This is a genomic window from Halorubrum sp. FL23 (genome assembly GCF_052439115.2).
Taxonomy (GTDB): Archaea; Halobacteriota; Halobacteria; order Halobacteriales; family Haloferacaceae; genus Halorubrum; species Halorubrum persicum.
In genome coordinates, this window is sequence record NZ_JBQVRO020000012.1 from 1 (window position 1) to 17,628 (window position 17,628).

The window sequence follows — 17,628 nt, forward strand, 5'->3', positions numbered from 1 at the left end:
CGTGGCCTTCGCGAGTGGTTCTCTGGGAACGGGCTCGATCCAATCCCGTGCATAGATTCTGTCGTTCGCAACTCCAGAGTGCCCAGATCTCGAACCGACCGCGTTCATCGCTCGGCGATAGACGCGCTCGCGGTCGGCTTACGCTCGGATGCAGGTGTCAGCGTTTTCCGCGCGTATCGCGGTCCTCGCTGCGGTGTCGGCCATCCGTCGACCGCAGTTGACGGTCTGCCGGAGGGTCGAGAGCGCGTCAGCCAGCGCGACCGCTTCGGGAACGGTGTCCGAAACGGCGCCGTCGTACAGAGCCTGTTCGATCGCCTCGACGCCCTCTGTGGCCTCGTCGCACCGGCGTCTCGCGGCGTGCACCGTTTCCTCGTCGCCGTTGAGAACGGCGGTTACCGCGTCGTCGACGGCGCCCGCGACGTCGTCGGCTACGGCGCACACGTCCGCGGCCGTCCCGTCTGAGAGCGGCTCGGGGAGCTTTTCGCCCGTGCTCGCGATCCGAACGGCGAGGTCGGCGACCGCTTTGAGGCGCGAGGCGAGCACGGAGTACGCGAACAGGTCGGGCCGGGAGACGCCCAGCGCGTCGAGTTCGGCGTGCGAGATCAGCGATCGCGAGAAGTGTCGCGTGACCATCTCCGCGGAACGGCGGGCCTCGTCGGCGCGGTCGCGGATGCTCGTCTGCGTGTCCGCGGCGTCGACGAACGCGTCGGTCGCGTCGCGGAGCAGCGCGACGACCACGTACTGCAGCTGGACGATCGACTGGCGGACGGAGACGGACGACGTGTCCAAGAGGTGTCTGATCGTGATCTCCGCGTCCGACTCGCTGAGGATGTTCGTCCCGACGAGGCCCCGCACCGTCGACCTGGCCGCCCTGCGCTCCGCGTCGGAGAAGGCCCCCGTCCGATGGAGCGTGATGGTCTCGAACCCGACCGCGTGAGCCGTCCGGACGGCGCGCTCGACGGCGTCGGCACCGCCGCCGTCGACGTCGACCGTCGCCTCGTTCAGACAGTTGACGTCGGCGTCCGAGGATCGGACGAGGAGCGACCCGTCGCGGTGGGTGTACAGCTGCAGTTCCATCCCGGCCTCGAACCCGTGGGTCGTCGCCCATTCCTTCGGAATCGAGACGGTGTAGGTGCCGCCGCCGACCTCCTGCAGCTTTCTGGTCTCCATTGTCAGTAGATCAGCTCGGGGTCGCTCTCGTCCATGTACAGGGTACGGGCGGCGATGTTGACGGCGTGGTCGCCGACCCGCTCCAAGTCGCGGATCGTGAGCAGCAGTCGCGACACGTCGTCGAGCAGCTGCTCGATCTCCCAGCGGTCGGACTCGCCGGCGATCAGCTCGCGAACGACGGCTTCGCTGGCGTTCTGACACAGCGTGTCGAGTTCGCCGTCGCGGTCGGCGATCGTTCGACACGCCTCGGGGTCGGCGTCGGCGTAGGCCTCGATGGCCCTCCGGACCTGACCGGAGGCGGTCTCGCCGATCGTTTGAATCCGGCTCTCGGAGATGACCGTCGAACTGCCGGAGAGCGCGTACCGGGAGAGGTTCGTCGCGAGGTCGCCGATCCGCTCTAAGTCGGTGATGATCTTGAACGACGCGGTGACGAACCTGAGGTCGCTCGCGACCGGCTGTTGGAGCGCGAACAGGTCGACACAGCGGTTCTCAAGCCGCAGGTACCGCTCGTTTATCTCGTCGTCTCCGGCGATGACCGCCCGGGCCAGCGACTCGTCGCGGGTCGCGGCGCTCTGGAGACTCTTGTCGAGCTGATCGATCACCTGTTCGCCCATCCCGATCACGTTGGCACGGAGCTCGTCGAGCGAGTCCTGATACCGTTCTCGAGGCATGTGATCACCCGAACTTGCCCGTGATGTAATCCTCGACGCGCTCGCTGTGTGGGTTCTCGAACACCTGGTCCGTGTCGCCGTACTCGACGAGCTCGCCGCCCGTGAGGAACACCGCGGTCTGATCGGAGATGCGGGCGGCCTGCTGCATGTTGTGCGTGACGATGACGACGGTGTACTCCTCTGAGAGGTCGTCGATCAGGTCCTCGATCTTCGCGGTGGCGATGGGGTCGAGCGCGGAGGCCGGCTCGTCCATCAGGATGACCTCCGGATCGACCGAGAGACAGCGCGCGATACAGAGTCGCTGCTGTTGCCCGCCCGAGAGGCCGAGGGCGTTGTCGTCGAGGCGATCGCTCACCTCGTCCCACAGCGCCGCGTCGCGGAGACACCGCTCCACGAGCCGGTCGCGCTCGTCGGCGTCGCTCCGGTTCAGCAGCCGAGCGAGCAGCCCGGTGTCGAGGTCGCCGTGTTTCTTCGGGCCGTAGGCGATGTTCTCCCGGATCGACTTGGGGAACGGGTTCGGCGACTGAAACACCATCCCGACCCGTTTCCGAAGCTCCACCAGATTGACGCCGTCTTGGTACACCTCTTCGCCGCCGAGGCGGACGGAGCCGTCGATCCTGGCGGAGCTGATCCGGTCGTTCATCCGATTGAGACACCGGAGGTACGTCGACTTCCCGCAGCCGGAGGGACCGATCAGGGCGGTGACGCTCTTTTCGGGAATCTCCATCGAGACCCCCTTCAGGGCGTGGTCGTCGCCGTAGTACACGTCAAGGTCCTCGACGGTCATCTTGGCCTCTCCCTGGAACTCGTAGTTCGTCCACTCGTCTCGGGTCTGCTCGACGGTCTCGCCGGTGGTCGTCGTGAGAGACTGGTCGCTGTCTGTCGTCGCGGTGCCGGTCTGCGGCTGTGGGTTTTGGTTTTCGCTCATTGGTGATCAGTTGTGCCGGAGCCGCCGTCGGAAGTAGTAGCGCGTCGCGATGCCGATCGCGTAGAACGAGAGGACGACGATCAGGAGGATGAGCGCCGTCGCCCAGCGGAAGGCGTTCGGGTCGGAGACGCTGCTCCCGAGTCCGACGCCGGCCGTGATCAGCGCGTACAGCTGGTACGGGAGTGCGGAGGTCGCCTCCAGCAGCGCCGGGTTGGCGACGAACGGCGGCGCCGACGTGAACTGGAAGCTGCCGATGACGTCGACCGTCTGCGACCCCGGAATGAACGTCCCGCCGGCCATCGTCAGCAGGATCGGCGCCGTCTCGCCGGCGATCCGGCCGACGCCGAGGATGACGCCGGTGACGACGCCCGGAAGGGCCGCCGGCAGGACGACGCTCCGGATCGTCTGCCACTTCGACACGCCGAGCGCGGCGCTCGCGTCGCGGTACTCGTCGGGGACCGAGAGCATCGCCTCCCGAGACGTGATCACCACGAGCGGGAGGAGCATGAACCCGAGCGTGATCATCCCGGAGAGCAGCGACTTCCCGTTGCCGAAGCGCGGGATCAGGAAGGCGAACCCGAACAGCCCGAAGACGATGCTCGGGGTGCTCCAGAGCCCGTTGGTAGCGACCTCGACGACCTGCGTGAACCGCCCGCGGTCGGCGTACTCGGTGAGGAAGACGGCCGCACCGACCCCGAGCGGAACCGCCAACAGGACGGCTCCGATCACGAGCCAGACCGTGCCGACGATCGCGGGGAGGACGCCCTGGAAGTCGTTGAAGAGGGCGACACCGTTCATCACGAACGGAACGGACACCGGCAGCGTGACCGACACGCCGAGGATCGTCGTTTCAGGCCCGGTTCCGAGGCCGATATCGGCGCCGTTCAACAGTCCCGGAACGCCCTGTACAACCACGTACGCGACCAGGGTGAAGAGGAAGGCGACGATCGAGATCGCGTTCAGATAGACGAGCACGTACGCGCCCATGTGTCGCCCTCGGGCGCCGAAGCCGCCGTACGCCTTCGCCGACGCCCAGCCGCCGTAGAGGGTGGTGAACAGCGTCGCGACCGGGATGAGGAACTCCGCCGTGATCGCGGCCTGCTGCGCCCAGCCCAGCTCCCACACCCACGTCGGGCCGATGACGCCGGTGAGGAAGACGAGCCCCGTCACGGCGAGGAGGCTTCCGAGGGGCAGCGTCGATCCGACGTCCTCGCGCGGGAGGACGGTGGCCGCGAAGGCGACCGCACCCGCGGCGACGGCGGCGACTGCGCCGACCGCCGTGCCGAACCCGAGCGTCTCGCTCGCCACGGCGCCGCCGATGACAACCCACGGGATCGCGGCCCCGCCCCCGGCGATGATGCCGGCGCTCGGGTCGGGGTCGGTTTCGACGGAGCCGAACCGCGACCCGACGCCGAAGGCGATCACCGCGACGCCCAGCGCGGTCAACAGCCCGCCGAGCAGCGTCACGGTCTCTACCCCCGCGAGCGTTCCGGTGAGGCTGATCCGCTCGAACATCGCCGCGATGGCGAGCGCGAACAGCACCGCCGAGAGCCCGATGGCCACCGCGGCGACGGCGTCCGTCTCGGTGGTCTCCTTCTCGACCAGATTACCGCCGGTTCGGCTCGCGCCCGCCATCAGATCTCACCTCCCAGCCGCTTGTGCATCCGCCACTCGATGTACTGCGCGCCCACGGAGATGACGAGGACGGTGACGAACAGGATCGCGCCCGCGACGAACAGCGCGTCCATCTGGAGGCCGTCCGCCTCGCCGTAGTTCCGCGCGATGATCGAGGTCAGCGTCTCCTGTCCGTAGAAGACGTTGACCAGCGGCTCCGTGAGTCGGGGGACGCCGCGGAGCATCACCGTCGCGGCCATCGTCTCGCCGATGGCCCGGCCGACGCCGAGCAGCACCGCCGCCGACACGCCGGAGAACGCCGCGGGCAGGGTGATCGAGGTCATCGTCTGCCAGTCGGTCGTCCCCATCGCCAGCGACCCGCTCTTCATCGACTCGGGCACGCTGCTCAGCGCGTCCTCCGCGACCGAGACGACCGTCGGGAGCGCCATCAGCCCGACGACGATGCCGACGAACAGGTACGACCCCTGTCCGGTCGTCTGGAACTGGTCGGAGGCCCACGGACCCAAGACGGTGAAGCCGATGAACCCGTAGACGATCGAGGGGATGCCGGCGAGGATCTCGACGCCGGGCTTGACGACCTCGCGAACGGTCGCGGGGGCGATCTCGGAGAGGAACAGGGCCGCCGAGACGCCAAGCGGGGCGGCCACGGTCGACGCGATCAGCGTCACCATCACCGTCCCGTGGATCATCGGAACCATCGAGTACCGGATGGGCGGCGAGACGGCGTCCCAGTCGGGCTGGATGAACATCCGGAGCCCGGGGACCGTGACCCCGTACACCGTCGCGCTCTCGTACCGGATCACCGGGACCGACTCCCGGAAGATGAACACGATGATCAGTCCGAGGATCAGGATCGTCGAGACCGTCATCGCCAGCGCGATGACGTACGCCGTCTCCTCCTGATAGCGGACCCAGCCGATCGCCGCGGTGCCGAGGAAGACGACGAAGGGAACGATGGTCAGGTCAGAGACGGCGAGGAACCCAACGAGCGCGGCGAACAGCGACAGCGTCATCACCGCGATGATCGCCAGCGCGGGCGGCTCCGTCTCGTCGACGAACTCTCGGGTCCGCCGGAGCTGCGTGCTGACCGCACTGTTTATTCGTCCGCTTTCGGAGTCCGTTACCGGCGCCATGGATCTGTTATGAGTGGCATTTTCGTGTTTCGTGTGTCATAGAAGTGGAATGTCGTCGAGAGCGGATCCCGGGTGTCTCGGGGGCGCGGACGACCGCGGGGTCGGTGGACGCCGACCGCGACGGGCGGCAGCGCCACAGCGGGCGACAGAAGATCGGGACCGGCCGATCTACGGCATGAGGAGGTCTTCCGTCGCGACGGAGGAGACCTGCTCTTTCATCGACTGGAGGTCGCTCGTCGGGAGCGGAATGTAGTTGTTCCCCTCGACGAAGACGCTCTGCCCGAACTCGTTGAGGAACATGTTGACGAACGCCGCCTCGCGCCGGTCGTACCCGCCGCCGTCGGGGTTGTTCTCCTCGATGAGCGTGTACATGTGGAGGTCGCGGTTGAGCGGGTACTCGCTGTCGAAGATCGTGTTCTCCGCGTCGCGGCTGGTCTCGTACAGCGTGCCGTCGAAGTCGATGGCGATCGGCGTGACCTCCGGTCCGGTGAACGCCAGCGCCATGTACGCGATGGCGCCGTCGTTCTGGGCGACCGCCTGGGCGACCTGCTGGTTCTGGCCGAATCGGGTGTCGACGCCGGGCATCGCGGCGTCGGCGCCGCCGAGCATGTTCAGGCGGAACGAGGTGTCGGTGCCGGATCCCTCGGCGCGGCCGATGACGTAGATCTCCTGGTCGTAGTCGATCCCGTCGATCTCGCTCCAGTTGGTGATCTCGTCCTGGTAGATCCCGCGAATGTCCTCGCCGGTCAACTGGGTGACGCCGGCGTCGGCGACGTCCGAGCTGATGACGACCGGCTGGCCGTCGCGACCGACGACGTTGTCGACGACCGTGTTCTGGGCCTTCTCGTCGCTCCAGCCGAGCTCCGCCGTGATCGGCCCGGAGGAGTTGCCGATGTCGACGAGCCCTTCGGTGACGGCCTCACAGCCGGTCCCCGAGTGGCTCAGGCCGACCGTCGTCGGGAACGGCGGCGAGGAGCGCTGCTCGGTCGCCTCGAAGCCGAACTTCGAGGCGAAGTAGTCGGCGATGAGCATGTCCTCGGCGCCGTCGGACGCGAGCACGTCCCACCCGGGGACCGAGCTCTCCTCGTTGGCGCCCCAGTACTCGCCGTCGCTCGGCGGGGCGTTGGAGTTCCAGTAGGAGCTCCCCGTGTTCGAGATCGGGTAGACCGTCGAGGAGCCCTCGGCGTTGAGCAGCGCCGTGCTCGGGCCTGCACTGCTGTCGTCGCCGTCGCCGCTGGAGGTCCCGGAGCCGCCGTCGGAACCGTCGGAGTCGTCGGACTCCCCGGAACTGCCGTCGGAACCGTCGCCGCCGCCGCTTCCTCCGCAGCCGGCCAAGCCGGTCGTGCCGAGCGCTCCGGAGGTGATCAGTACTTTCCGCCGAGACACGCCGCCGTCAACCCAGTTACGGTCGGACATCACGCTAAGACAGAAAGAGTAGTTGAAAAGCCGTTTATATTTCTAATATATCTGAACACGTATCGATTATGTCTACACTATATCGATCTATTGTACAATGTGCGGGAACGGACACTATATATCGAGGTATACCTCTCCGTAGCCAACTGTTTACAAACGATCAGATCTGACGGAAGGTATACACCGTCGTGTGAAATACGTCGAGCCATGAGTGAGACCGCGCTCGCGGAGACCCCGCTCGACGAGCTGGTCGACGATGTGGCCGACCGGACGGACGAGGAGCCGGAGTCGATCCGTCGGCGGCTCGACCCGTTCACCGACGACGGCACCGTCACTTCCGCGGCGATCGAATCGACCGTCACCGACGTGTCCCAGATCCTCGCCACCGCCGAGACGCGGGTCGACCTCGCGACGCGCGCACACGAGAAGGCGACGGGGGCCGCCGCCGCCGCCCCGGACCTCGCCGTCGTCGACGCCCGCCGCCGTGGGTTCGACGGGCGACTCAGCGACCTCAGAGCGGGCGTCGACGGGCTCGCCGAAGAGCTGGGGGACGCGAGAGGCGACTTCGACTCCCCGCTGGCGGTGTACCGGGCCGCGGTCGCCCTCCACGAGATCACGACGGACGCACAGCAGATCGTCCGGGTGGCCCACGACCTCGAAACCGACCTCGAGGCGTTCGAGGCGTGGCTCGGCTCCGCGAACCGGCGCCACGACGGACTCCTCGACGACGTGGAGGCCGCCGAGGAGTCCGTCGCGGAGGTCACCGGGACCGTCGATGCGCTTCGCGACGCGGACGACCCCGACCCGGAGCGGTGGTTTGAAGCGGCCGTCCAGGCGCGCGTCCTCGACCTCGTCGTCGCCGACCTCCGGGTGGAGGCGGCCGACCTCCGCACGTGGGCGGACCGCCAGGGGCACTCGTTCCCGGACGGCGTCGCGGAGCGGATCGACGCCCTCGACGACGAGGCGGCGGCGACCGCCGAGGCGCTCGCTGACCGTCCGGGTCGGGACGACCGATTCGACGCCCGGCTCGACGCGCTCGAGGCGGAGCTGTCGGCCATCGAGCCCCCCGTCGCGTGGGAGCGCGTCGACGAGACGGTCGCGGAGGCGCGCGCGGCGCTTTCGGCCGGCGAGCCGGACGCGGACGGGGGTTCGGTTGACGAGACCGCCGACCGATAGCCGCACCGCCTCCCGCCGAGGCCCGACCACCCGACACGGACGGTCGGCGCTGCTCGGGTCGTCGACGCGGGGCGTCAACAGCTTCATCGCTGAGGCGCGACGAGCGGTCCCACTCCTCCTCCTTCTCGCGGGGTGCGGCGGCATCGCTCCCGGTGGGTCGTCGCCAGCGGGTCCCTCGTCGTCGCCCCCCTCGCCGGCCGACTCTTCGTCCGTTTTGACGCTCTCGGTCGCGAACGGGCTCTGTCCCGCCCGACCGTGAACACGTTCGGGACAGCGTCCATAGGGGTCGGGCGGAAAGCGTCGACCGAGCCGATGTTCGACGACCTCGACACTGACCGGCGGCCGCTGGTGCTCATCTGGGAGGTGACGCAGGCGTGCGGGCTCGCCTGCCGTCACTGCCGCGCCGACGCGAAGCCGGCGCGACACCCCGACGAGCTGTCGACGGCGGAGGGGAAGCGGCTCCTCGACGACGCGGCGGCGTTCGGGGAGGGGCAGCTCGTCGTGCTCTCCGGCGGCGACCCGCTCGCCAGAGACGACCTGTTGGAGCTGGTCTCGTACGGGGACGACCGGGGACTCCGCATGACGATCACCCCCAGCGGGACGCGGTCGCTGACGCCCGACCGGGTCGAGGCCCTCGCCGACGCCGGCGTCCGGCGGATGGCGCTCAGCCTCGACGGGGCGACGCGGGAGCGCCACGACCGGTTCCGTGGCGAGGAGAGCTTCGAGAGCACGCTGGAAGCCGCGGAGGCGGCGTCCGAGGCGGGACTGCCGCTGCAGATCAACACGACCGTCTGCGCGGAGACGGTCGCCGAGCTCCCGGCGATCCGCGACCGCGTGCGGGACCTCGGCGCCGTCCTCTGGAGCGTGTTCTTCCTCGTCCCCGTCGGTCGGGGGCGGATCCTCGACCCCATCCCGCCCGAGCGGGCCGAGGACGTGATGGAGTGGCTCCACGGCGTCGCCGAGGCGGAACCGTTCGGCGTCAAGACGACGGAAGCGCCCTTCTACCGTCGCGTCGGGCTGCAGGCCGACGGCGACCAGAGCGCGATCCGGCGGCGCGGCGGGATCACCGCCGGACGCGGGTTCGCGTTCGTGAGCCACACCGGCGAGGCGTACCCGTCGGGGTTCCTCCCGGAATCCGCCGGGAACGTCCGCGATCGGTCGATCGTCGACCTCTACCGGAACACCGACCTCTTCGAGTCGCTCCGCGATCCGGACCGGCTGAAGGGGAAGTGCGGCGCCTGCGAGTTCCGGCAGGTCTGCGGCGGGAGCCGGTCGCGGGCGTTCGCGGCGACGGGGGACCCGCTGGAGAGCGACCCCCTGTGTCCGTACGTTCCGGAGGGGTACGACGGTGCGCTGCCGGCGACGCTCGGGGGCGGGCCGAGCGAATCGTCCGGGGCGCCGGACGCTGCCGACTGACCCGCGGCGGCGTCCGACACGCACCGCTGAGTGGGTGTATCGAGTTTACCCCAAACAGACTAATATTATTAACCATGTACATTGCTGTGGCATGGTATCACAAAACAAATTATGTGAACTGTACGCAGATATGCTCACGGCGCGGTACTACGAGGAGCGGCTCCAAGAGGAGTACCTCGAGGGCAAACAGCCGGCGTTCGACATCTCCGCGGGGCCGATCCCCGGTGAACTCCACCTCGCAGCGGGTCAAGAAGCGGCCGCCGTGGGCGTCTGTCATCACCTCCGGGCGGACGACACCGTGACGGCACCGCATCGCCCCCACCACGTCGCCATCGCGAAGGGCGTCGATCTGAAGCGGATGTCCGCCGAGATCTTCGGCCGGAAGACGGGCCTCGGGAAGGGGAAGGGCGGTCACATGCATCTGTTCGATCCCGACGTGAGCTTCGCGTGTAGCGGGATCATCGCCGAGGGGTGTCCGCCGGCGGCGGGGGCGGCGCTGGCGGCGACAAAGCGGAACGAGGACGCCGTCGCCGTCGCGTTCCTCGGCGAGGGAGCGATCGACCAGGGGGCGTTCCTCGAGTCGCTGAACTTCGCGAGCGTTCACGACCTCCCCGTCGTCTTCGTCGTCGAGGACAACGACTGGGCGATCAGCATGCCCAAGGAGCGCGTCACCGACGTGGAAGACGGATCTGACAGGGCCGCCGGATTCGACATGCCGGGGGTTCGCGTCGACCAAGACGACGCCATCGCCGTCTACGAGGCCGCCGGAGAGGCGATCGGCCGTGCGCGGGACCGGAACGGCCCCACGCTGTTGGAGGTGCAGGTCCACCGCCGGATGGGCCACTTCATGGGCGACCCGCAGACGTATCGGTCCGACGCCGATGAGGAGGCGGCGCTCGCCCGCGACTCGATCGACAGGCTCGAAGCGGAGCTGCGAGATCACGGCGTCGACGACGACGAGCTCGACGCGATCCGCGACGAGGCGGAATCGCGGGTCGACGAGGCGATCGCGTGGGCGAAAGAGCAGCCGCACCCCGACCCCGACGACGCGTACGACGACGTCTTCGTGAACCCGCCATCGGGCGTGACGACGGAGGAACCGGAGTTCGAGCTCGCGGAGGTGAACGCCGATGAGTGAGACGGACGAGGTCATCGACCGCGAGCTGACGATGAGTCGGGCGATGGTCGAATCGATCGCCCACGAGATGCGCGAGGACGAGGAGGTCTTCTACATGGGCGAGGACGTCGCCGACTACGGCGGCATCTTCGACAGCACGCAGGGGTTACTCGACGAGTTCGGTCGCGATCGGATCATGGACGTACCGATCAGCGAGACCGCGTATCTCGGGGCGGCGGTCGGTGCCGCACAGGAGGGGATGCGTCCCATCGCGGAGCTGATGTTCGCGGACTTCTTCGGCGTCGCGATGGACCAGATCTACAACCAGCTCGCGAAGAACACGTACATGAGCGGCGGCAACGTGAACGTGCCGCTCGTGCTCACCGCCGCGGTCGGCGGGACGTACAACGACGCCGCCCAACACTCACAGACCCTGTACGGGACGTTCGCACATATCCCCGGGCTGAAGCTCGTCGTGCCGTCGACCGCGTACGACGCGAAGGGGTTGATGCACAACGCGATACGGGACGACGATCCGGTGATGTACCTGTTCCACAAGCGGCTGATGGGGATCGGGTGGATGCCGGCGCCCTCGGGTCCGAAGACGCCGGTCCCGGAGACGGACTACACGATCCCCTTCGGGTCGGCGGACATCAAACGAGAGGGCGCCGACGTCACCGTGGTCACGCTCGGACTCCACGTCCACCGGGCGCTCGCCGCGGCCGAATCGCTCGCGGCAGAGGGGATCGACGTGGAGGTCGTCGATCTCCGGACGCTGGTGCCGCTCGACACCGACACGATACTCGAATCGGTTCGGAAGACGGGCCGGCTCGTCGTCGTCGACGAGGATTACCGCTCGTTCGGCGTCACCGGCGAAGTGATCGCGAGGGTCGCCGACCGCGACCTCGGGGCGCTCGATGCCGTCGACCGGGTCGCCGTCCCGGACGTTCCGATCCCGTACGCCCGACCGATGGAGAACGAGGTGATCCCGGACGCCGACGACATCGAAGCGCGCGTGCGGGCGGTCGCGTCAGAGTGATGCCGGACCGACAGCGCGCGGCCGACGGCGGCTCCGGAGTGCGGGTCGCGGTCCGTGCGACCGGCGACTGGGAGGCGGACGTCGACGAGGACGAGGGGATCCTCGTCGACTGGTTCGCCCGCGAGGGGCGCTCGGTCGAGGCGGGCGACACCCTCTGTGAGATCCAGGTCGAGAAGGTGAGCGTCGACGTCCAAGCGCCCGCGGCGGGGACGCTCGACGAGATCGTCGTGGGAGAGGACGACGCGTTCGCGATCGGGGAGACGCTCGGGTGGATCCAGTCCGAGTGACTCCCTCCTGCTTCGTTCGATGAAAACGTACCCTCGCGGGGGCGTTCTCGGGTGATACGAGCCACGGCTCCTCCGAGCGCGTCCGACCGCTACTCTCCGAGCGTGTCCGGGCGATAACCCTCTCTTGTCGGATCGGATTTTGGAATAGTGGAATTACCACACAATACTAATAGGGTCCGCCGTCAACTACCACTGTGAGACATCTATGACTACCATTGAACCCGACGAGACCGTCGATGCCAGAGGCGCGGCCTGCCCCGGACCGCTGATGGACCTCATCGGAAAGGTTCGGAGTGTTGACTCCGGTGACGTGGTCAGGCTCCTGAGCGACACCGACCAGTCGCACACCGACGTGCCCGAATGGGTCGAGGAAGCGGGCAACGAGCTGGTGGCCGTCGAAGAGCTTGACGACTACACCGCGTTCTACGTGGAGAAAGCATGACCGACCACGTCGTCATTGTCGGCGGTGGGACCGGGGGAACCGTCCTCGCGAATAACCTCGCGAACCGGCTCGAACCGGAACTCGACGCCGGCGACGTTCGCGTGACGCTGGTCAACGACGACCCCGATCACGTCTACAAGCCGGTCTGGCTGTACGTGCCGTTCGGGCAGCGCGAACCGGCAGACGGTCGTCGCGCGCTCGACGAGCTGGTCGACGACGCGATCGACCTGACGATCGACCGCGTGTCCGACATCGACACCGAGTCCCAGCGGCTCCAGTTCGAGGGTCGCACCCCGTCGGTCGACTACGACTACCTCGTGTTGGCGACCGGATCGACGCTGGAGTCCGACCAAATTCCGGGCCTCGCGGAGGGCGGGCACGACTACTACAGCGAGTCGGGCGCCACCGCCCTCCGCGACGAACTGCTGACGTTCACGGAGGGCGAACTGGTGTTGAGCGTCATCGGCTCTCCCCACATGTGTCCGGCGGCGCCACTCGAGTTCGTCTTCATGGCCGACGACTGGTTCCGCGAGCGCGGGCTCCGCGAGGATGTCGACATCACCTACACGTACCCGATCCAGCGGGTCCACGGCAACCCCCACATCGCGGAGTGGGCGCGCCCCATCATGGAGGAGCGCGACATCCAGGTGGAGACGTTCTTCAACGCGGACGCGGTCGACCCCGAGGCGGAGACCATCACGTCGATGGAGGGGACCGAACTCGACTTCGACCTCCTGGTCGGGATTCCGCCGCACGGCGGCGTCGACCTGATCGAGTCGGTCGGACTCGGCGACGACGGCTGGGTCGACGTCGACAAGCACACGCTCGAGGCCGAGGCCGCCGAGCACGTGTACGCGCTCGGTGACACCGCCGACACCGGCGTCCCGAACGCGGGCAGCGTCGCGCACTACCAGGCCGGCGTCGTCGGCCAGCGCCTCGCCAGCGAGATCCGCGGTCGTCCGCCGACCGCGACCTACGACGGCAAGACGCTGTGCTTCATCGAGACCGGAATGGACGCCGCCTCGTTCGTCGAGTTCGATTACGAGAACCCGCCGTCGCCGGCGCCGCCCTCGGAGAAGCTCCACTGGTCCAAACTGGCGTACAACGAGTCCTACTGGCTCACCGCGCGGGGGTTACTCTGACCATGTCCGATACGCAGCAGTCCGAAGCGACCGACCTCGAGGAGGCGATCGAGCAGAACCCCGAGGCGGTCGCCGAGTTCGTGGAGCACCTCGACGCCGTCAACGAACTGCTGGGGGTGCTCTCGCTGGGTGAGAGCGCGCTCACCGACGAGATGGTCCGCGAGCTCTCGGCCACCGGATCGACACTCGCGGAGTCCGCGGACGGGCTGGCGACCGACGAAACCGCGGAATTAGCCGAGACGATCGGGGAGAACGGCGACGATCTGCGGGAGGCGATAGAGACGCTGATCCGCCTCCAGCAGAGCGGGGCGCTCGACGAGCTGGCCGATCTCGCGGGGGTCGCGTCGCTGGGGACCGCGGCGCTCGACGACGAGATGGTCGCGTCGCTGGCCGGCACCGGCGCTGCGCTCGGCGAGGTCGCGCAGACGGCGTCCGACGACGACACGCGTGACGGCATCGAGACGCTGCTGGCGAGCGTCGGCGAAGCGGAGCGAGAGCCCACCGAACGGGTCGGTCCCGTCGGATTGGTGCGGGAGCTCCGCGATTCGGATGTCCAGTACGGGCTCGGCTTCCTGCTGGCGATCGCGGGCGCGATCGGGCGGGAACGTACCGATGGCCGCGCAGAATAGCGAACGACTGCCGTTTCGCGCCCCGTCGGCGGTGTTTTCGTGCCGGGTGTTGCGCTCACGAACCCGCCTCGGGTCCGTGCGGTGACGCTGGTACTCTCGACCCCCGGCGCGTCGAGTTAACAACTCCAACTCCGAGTGTGCGTCACACGAGCAGTTGGATGTCGGCTTCCGCCATGTCCTGGAGGGCGGTGGCGGCGCCGACGCCGGTGGTGACGCCGTCATAGAAGTTGTCCTCGTCGTAGCCCATTAGATCGATGGTCATCTGACAGGCCTGGAACTCCACGCCCATGTCGAGGCTGGTTTCGATGAGCTCCTCGATGGTGGCCGTGTCGTTGTCGTCGATCTTTCGCTCCATCATCATCGTCGTCACGCGGTCCATACCGGGCAGCGCGGCGACGGCGTTCGGCACCGGCATGTTGGGGTTGCCGACGGAGCTCAGTTTGAGGTTCTTCGAACGCTCCTCGTGCAGGATGTCCAGCCCCCAGAACGTGTGGAAGACGGTCACCTCGTAGCCGAACGCGGCGGCGGTGCTGGCGAGGATGAGCGGGGGGTACGCCATGTCAAGCGTCCCCTTCGTCGCGATGATGCTCATCTTCTTGGTATCGTCCCCGTCGGTCGCCTCGGCGAGCGCGTCCTCGAGCTCGTCGACGCGCGCGGCCAGCTCCGCACGCGAGGGCGCGTCGTCAGCCGACCCGTCGGGGGTGTCCGTACTCATCGTTACTCCGTCTTCCGGACGTAGTGTTTGTACACGTCGTCGCCTTCCTCCTGATCGAGGAGTTCGACGCCGTCGGTTCCAGACGCCCAGCCGTCGATGTCGCTCATGCTTCCCGGATCGGTCGCCACCACTTCGAGGACCGCGCCCTCGGCGAGGTCGTCGATGGCGGACTTCGTCTTGACAACTGGCATGGGACACGATGCACCTGTGACGTCGAGCGTCTCCGTGATGTCGAATTCAGCACTCATTGGTAATCTGCTCCGGTAGTCTGTATTGGAGCTATCACACAATACCCCCTGGCTAAGTAAAAGATTGTCGATTCTTGTAGAAACTACAAACAACTACTCACGCGCGTATCCCGTCATCTGGCCCTAATGACTTCATTTTACGGGTTTGGGCGGTAATAGCGCAGGCGACATTGGCAATAGTATTGCTTAGAATAGGAATTACTATGCGAATGCTTTTGTACGTCCACCCAGTAGGGATGATTGCACAACATGAACGCCGACGACTTCCCGACTCCGGATGTCGACGTGGACTCTGTCGACCCGGAAACGCTGAAGGACCGTATCGACGCCGGCGAGGAGATCTCGATTCTCGACGCGCGCATGCAATCCGATTACGAGGAGTGGCGCATCGACGCCGCAAACGTGACGTCGATCAACGTCCCGTACTTCGAGTTCCTCGAAGACGACATCGACGAGAGCGTCCTCGAACAGATCCCGGACGACCGCGAGGTGACCGTCCTGTGCGCGAAGGGCGGCGCGAGCGAGTACGTCGCGGGCACGCTCGCCGAACGCGGCTACGACGTGAACCACCTCGAAGATGGGATGAACGGCTGGGCGAGCATCTACGAGGCCGTCGAAGTCGAACGCTACGACGGCGCCGGCACGCTGCTGCAGTACCAGCGCCCGTCCTCGGGCTGCCTCGGCTACCTCGTCTACGACGACGAGGCGGCCGCCGTCATCGATCCCCTGCGCGCGTTCACCGACCGCTACCTCGACGACGCCGCGGAGCTCGGCGTCGAGCTCGAGTACGCGCTCGACACGCACATCCACGCCGACCACATCTCGGGGGTGCGCGACCTCGCCGACGAAGGCGTCGAGGGCGTCATTCCCGACGCCGCCGTCGACCGCGGCGTCACCTACGCCGACCAGCTGACGACCGCCGCTGACGGCGACACCTTCGAAGTCGGCGACGCCACCATCGAGACCGTCTACACGCCCGGTCACACGACCGGGATGACCTCGTACCTCGTCGACGACGGCCTGCTGGCCACCGGCGACGGGCTGTTCATCGAGAGCGTCGCGCGTCCCGACCTCGAAGAGGGTGACGACGGCGCCCCCGACGCTGCCCGCATGCTGTACGAATCGCTGCAGGAGCGCGTCCTGACGCTCCCCGACGACACCCTGATCGGCGGCGCGCACTTCAGCGACGCAGCCGAGCCCGCCGACGACGGCACCTACACGGCGCCGATCGGCGAGATCGTCGAGGAGATGGACGCACTCACGATGGACGAGGACGACTTCGTCGACCTCATCCTGTCCGACATGCCGCCCCGGCCGGCCAACTACGAGAAGATCATCGCGACCAACCTCGGTCAGAACGCCGTCGATGACCAAGAGGCGTTCACGCTGGAGCTCGGGCCGAACAACTGCGCCGCCAGCCAGAACTCCCTCGCGGGTGACTAACGACGCCGATGGTTGCTGACCCAGTACTGCTCCAGGCGGTCGCCGACTTCTTCCCGAACGGGATCAGTCGCTACGCCGTCGGCGGCCTGCTCGTCGGCCTCGGGACCGTCCTGATATACGCCGGCACGGGCATCCCGGCCGGGGCGAGCACGTTCCTGGAGTCGACGCTGTCGTACGTCTCCGACCAACCGCGGTTCCGGCGGTACGTCGCCTCCCGGGACTGGCGGGTCGTCTTCACGGTCGGCATCATCCTCGGCGGCCTGGCGTTCGCCGCGACGTTCCAGTCCGGCCTGGTCACGAGCTCGCTGTACGAGCCCGGAACGACCGGCCAGCTCTACGAGGTCGCCGGCGTGACCCTGTGGATGACCGACGTGCAGCCGTGGCGGCTGTTCTTCGGCGGGATCCTGGTCGGTATCGGGACCCGGGTCGGGAAGGGCTGCACCTCCGGCCACGGCGTCTGCGGCGTCGGCTCGGCGTCGAAGACATCGCTCGTCGGGGTGGTAACGTTCCTGGCGGTCGCTATCGGAACCGCACAGGTCGTCGCCGCGCTGGGGGTGAGCCCGTGACGGACCGTCATCCGCTGTTCAAGCCGCTGGTGTTCGTCGGCGGCCTGGTGTTCGGGTTCGGGCTCGGGTTCAGCCACATGGCGCGCCCGGAGGTCGTGTTGAACTTCCTCACGTTCGAGGACCTCGGCCTCCCGTTCGTGATGTTCGGCGCCGCCATCGTCTCCGGGATCGCGTTCGCGGTGCTGCCTCGCATCCGGGACGCCGCGCCGCTCACGGGCGACCGCTACGAGCGCCGCCTGAAGCCGTTCGATCGGAACGTCCTCATCGGCGGCGCCGTCTTCGGCGTCGGTTGGGGGCTCTCGGGCATCTGCCCGGGCGCGGCGTACGCGAGCCTCGGCGTCGGTAACGTCACCATCCTCTGGGCGCTCGCCGGGATGTTCCTCGGCGCCTACGCGCAGGGGTACTGGCGAAGCCGGAGCCAGGTGCGCAACAGTAGCGCGACGGGCGCGGACTAA

At 67.6% G+C, this 17,628-nt stretch carries 19 protein-coding genes; 11 read left to right on the plus strand and 8 right to left on the minus strand.

The features are described 5' to 3' along the window. Positions 1-138: 138 nt before the first annotated feature. From ACT4MF_RS14090 to ACT4MF_RS14115, 6 genes are all read right to left on the minus strand, one after another. Positions 139-1,170: an AbrB/MazE/SpoVT family DNA-binding domain-containing protein gene (locus ACT4MF_RS14090; protein WP_444683072.1), complete on the minus strand. Its 1,032-nt coding sequence runs from the start codon at positions 1,168-1,170 to the stop codon at positions 139-141. 2 nt (positions 1,171-1,172) lie between these two features. Continuing rightward, entirely contained in the window at positions 1,173-1,841 is a 669-nt protein-coding gene (phoU, locus tag ACT4MF_RS14095; RefSeq protein WP_444683073.1) for a phosphate signaling complex protein PhoU, read from the minus strand. 4 nt (positions 1,842-1,845) lie between these two features. Then, positions 1,846-2,769, minus strand: coding sequence for a phosphate ABC transporter ATP-binding protein PstB (pstB, locus tag ACT4MF_RS14100; protein ID WP_099256810.1), 924 nt, complete (start codon positions 2,767-2,769; stop codon positions 1,846-1,848). A 6-nt stretch (positions 2,770-2,775) separates the two neighbouring features. Then, the gene (pstA, locus tag ACT4MF_RS14105; RefSeq protein ID WP_444683074.1) at positions 2,776-4,404 is read right to left on the minus strand and encodes a phosphate ABC transporter permease PstA; all 1,629 of its coding nucleotides are present in this window, start codon (positions 4,402-4,404) and stop codon (positions 2,776-2,778) included. Next, positions 4,404-5,537 (minus strand): phosphate ABC transporter permease subunit PstC, encoded by a 1,134-nt coding sequence (gene pstC / locus ACT4MF_RS14110; protein ID WP_444683075.1) that lies wholly within the window; start codon positions 5,535-5,537, stop codon positions 4,404-4,406. The genes pstA and pstC overlap by 1 nt, the downstream gene beginning before the upstream one ends. A gap of 168 nt (positions 5,538-5,705) precedes the next feature. After that, positions 5,706-6,953 carry a PstS family phosphate ABC transporter substrate-binding protein gene (locus tag ACT4MF_RS14115; protein ID WP_444683076.1) on the minus strand — a complete coding sequence of 416 codons (1,248 nt, stop codon included), beginning with the start codon at positions 6,951-6,953 and terminating at the stop codon, positions 5,706-5,708. A gap of 207 nt (positions 6,954-7,160) precedes the next feature. On the opposite strand from ACT4MF_RS14115, the gene ACT4MF_RS14120 reads away from it, so the two are divergent. The 8 genes from ACT4MF_RS14120 (at position 7,161) to ACT4MF_RS14155 (ending at position 14,201) form a co-directional block, all read left to right on the plus strand. Then, positions 7,161-8,129 carry a halo transducer protein gene (locus tag ACT4MF_RS14120; protein WP_444683077.1) on the plus strand — a complete coding sequence of 323 codons (969 nt, stop codon included), beginning with the start codon at positions 7,161-7,163 and terminating at the stop codon, positions 8,127-8,129. Positions 8,130-8,441: 312 nt separating this feature from the next. Beyond that, positions 8,442-9,545, plus strand: coding sequence for a radical SAM protein (locus ACT4MF_RS14125; RefSeq protein ID WP_444683078.1), 1,104 nt, complete (start codon positions 8,442-8,444; stop codon positions 9,543-9,545). A 91-nt stretch (positions 9,546-9,636) separates the two neighbouring features. Then, a complete protein-coding gene (locus ACT4MF_RS14130; RefSeq protein ID WP_444683079.1) occupies positions 9,637-10,683 on the plus strand; it encodes a thiamine pyrophosphate-dependent dehydrogenase E1 component subunit alpha in 1,047 nt (348 codons plus the stop codon). After that, on the plus strand, positions 10,676-11,701 hold the full coding sequence (locus tag ACT4MF_RS14135) for an alpha-ketoacid dehydrogenase subunit beta (RefSeq protein WP_444683080.1): 1,026 nt from the start codon (positions 10,676-10,678) through the stop codon (positions 11,699-11,701). The genes ACT4MF_RS14130 and ACT4MF_RS14135 overlap by 8 nt, the downstream gene beginning before the upstream one ends. Further along, positions 11,701-11,988 carry a lipoyl domain-containing protein gene (locus tag ACT4MF_RS14140; RefSeq protein ID WP_444683081.1) on the plus strand — a complete coding sequence of 96 codons (288 nt, stop codon included), beginning with the start codon at positions 11,701-11,703 and terminating at the stop codon, positions 11,986-11,988. The genes ACT4MF_RS14135 and ACT4MF_RS14140 overlap by 1 nt, the downstream gene beginning before the upstream one ends. A 205-nt stretch (positions 11,989-12,193) precedes the next feature. Continuing rightward, on the plus strand, positions 12,194-12,430 hold the full coding sequence (locus tag ACT4MF_RS14145; protein WP_099256802.1) for a sulfurtransferase TusA family protein: 237 nt from the start codon (positions 12,194-12,196) through the stop codon (positions 12,428-12,430). Continuing rightward, positions 12,427-13,572 (plus strand): NAD(P)/FAD-dependent oxidoreductase, encoded by a 1,146-nt coding sequence (locus ACT4MF_RS14150; protein WP_444683082.1) that lies wholly within the window; start codon positions 12,427-12,429, stop codon positions 13,570-13,572. Before ACT4MF_RS14145 ends, ACT4MF_RS14150 begins: the two co-directional genes overlap by 4 nt. A 2-nt stretch (positions 13,573-13,574) precedes the next feature. Further along, a complete protein-coding gene (locus ACT4MF_RS14155) occupies positions 13,575-14,201 on the plus strand; it encodes a helical membrane plugin domain-containing protein (protein WP_099256800.1) in 627 nt (208 codons plus the stop codon). A 142-nt stretch (positions 14,202-14,343) separates the two neighbouring features. Here the strand turns inward: ACT4MF_RS14155 and ACT4MF_RS14160 are convergent, their stop codons facing one another. Further along, a complete protein-coding gene (locus tag ACT4MF_RS14160) occupies positions 14,344-14,916 on the minus strand; it encodes a DsrE/DsrF/DrsH-like family protein (protein ID WP_444683083.1) in 573 nt (190 codons plus the stop codon). Positions 14,917-14,918: 2 nt separating this feature from the next. Further along, positions 14,919-15,164, minus strand: coding sequence for a sulfurtransferase TusA family protein (locus ACT4MF_RS14165; RefSeq protein ID WP_099256798.1), 246 nt, complete (start codon positions 15,162-15,164; stop codon positions 14,919-14,921). Between the two features lie 249 nt (positions 15,165-15,413). Here ACT4MF_RS14165 and ACT4MF_RS14170 point away from each other — a divergent pair, with 249 nt between their 5' ends. The 3 genes from ACT4MF_RS14170 to ACT4MF_RS14180 are packed head-to-tail and all read left to right on the plus strand — an operon-like array spanning position 15,414 to position 17,628. Beyond that, positions 15,414-16,607 (plus strand): MBL fold metallo-hydrolase, encoded by a 1,194-nt coding sequence (locus tag ACT4MF_RS14170; protein WP_444683084.1) that lies wholly within the window; start codon positions 15,414-15,416, stop codon positions 16,605-16,607. An 8-nt stretch (positions 16,608-16,615) separates the two neighbouring features. Continuing rightward, positions 16,616-17,173: a YeeE/YedE family protein gene (locus ACT4MF_RS14175; RefSeq protein WP_099256796.1), complete on the plus strand. Its 558-nt coding sequence runs from the start codon at positions 16,616-16,618 to the stop codon at positions 17,171-17,173. Beyond that, positions 17,170-17,628, plus strand: coding sequence for a YeeE/YedE family protein (locus ACT4MF_RS14180; RefSeq protein WP_444683085.1), 459 nt, complete (start codon positions 17,170-17,172; stop codon positions 17,626-17,628). Before ACT4MF_RS14175 ends, ACT4MF_RS14180 begins: the two co-directional genes overlap by 4 nt.

What these genes read in the sequence shown, in the direction of transcription:
- ACT4MF_RS14090 (WP_444683072.1), bottom strand. Translation starts at nt 1,170, where the DNA reads ATGGAGACCAGAAAGCTGCAGGAGGTCGGCGGCGGCACCTACACCGTC.
- phoU (WP_444683073.1), bottom strand. Translation starts at nt 1,841, where the DNA reads ATGCCTCGAGAACGGTATCAGGACTCGCTCGACGAGCTCCGTGCCAAC.
- pstB (WP_099256810.1), bottom strand. Translation starts at nt 2,769, where the DNA reads ATGAGCGAAAACCAAAACCCACAGCCGCAGACCGGCACCGCGACGACA.
- pstA (WP_444683074.1), bottom strand. Translation starts at nt 4,404, where the DNA reads ATGGCGGGCGCGAGCCGAACCGGCGGTAATCTGGTCGAGAAGGAGACC.
- pstC (WP_444683075.1), bottom strand. Translation starts at nt 5,537, where the DNA reads ATGGCGCCGGTAACGGACTCCGAAAGCGGACGAATAAACAGTGCGGTC.
- ACT4MF_RS14115 (WP_444683076.1), bottom strand. Translation starts at nt 6,953, where the DNA reads ATGTCCGACCGTAACTGGGTTGACGGCGGCGTGTCTCGGCGGAAAGTA.
- ACT4MF_RS14120 (WP_444683077.1), top strand. Translation starts at nt 7,161, where the DNA reads ATGAGTGAGACCGCGCTCGCGGAGACCCCGCTCGACGAGCTGGTCGAC.
- ACT4MF_RS14125 (WP_444683078.1), top strand. Translation starts at nt 8,442, where the DNA reads ATGTTCGACGACCTCGACACTGACCGGCGGCCGCTGGTGCTCATCTGG.
- ACT4MF_RS14130 (WP_444683079.1), top strand. Translation starts at nt 9,637, where the DNA reads ATGGTATCACAAAACAAATTATGTGAACTGTACGCAGATATGCTCACG.
- ACT4MF_RS14135 (WP_444683080.1), top strand. Translation starts at nt 10,676, where the DNA reads ATGAGTGAGACGGACGAGGTCATCGACCGCGAGCTGACGATGAGTCGG.
- ACT4MF_RS14140 (WP_444683081.1), top strand. Translation starts at nt 11,701, where the DNA reads ATGCCGGACCGACAGCGCGCGGCCGACGGCGGCTCCGGAGTGCGGGTC.
- ACT4MF_RS14145 (WP_099256802.1), top strand. Translation starts at nt 12,194, where the DNA reads ATGACTACCATTGAACCCGACGAGACCGTCGATGCCAGAGGCGCGGCC.
- ACT4MF_RS14150 (WP_444683082.1), top strand. Translation starts at nt 12,427, where the DNA reads ATGACCGACCACGTCGTCATTGTCGGCGGTGGGACCGGGGGAACCGTC.
- ACT4MF_RS14155 (WP_099256800.1), top strand. Translation starts at nt 13,575, where the DNA reads ATGTCCGATACGCAGCAGTCCGAAGCGACCGACCTCGAGGAGGCGATC.
- ACT4MF_RS14160 (WP_444683083.1), bottom strand. Translation starts at nt 14,916, where the DNA reads ATGAGTACGGACACCCCCGACGGGTCGGCTGACGACGCGCCCTCGCGT.
- ACT4MF_RS14165 (WP_099256798.1), bottom strand. Translation starts at nt 15,164, where the DNA reads ATGAGTGCTGAATTCGACATCACGGAGACGCTCGACGTCACAGGTGCA.
- ACT4MF_RS14170 (WP_444683084.1), top strand. Translation starts at nt 15,414, where the DNA reads ATGAACGCCGACGACTTCCCGACTCCGGATGTCGACGTGGACTCTGTC.
- ACT4MF_RS14175 (WP_099256796.1), top strand. Translation starts at nt 16,616, where the DNA reads ATGGTTGCTGACCCAGTACTGCTCCAGGCGGTCGCCGACTTCTTCCCG.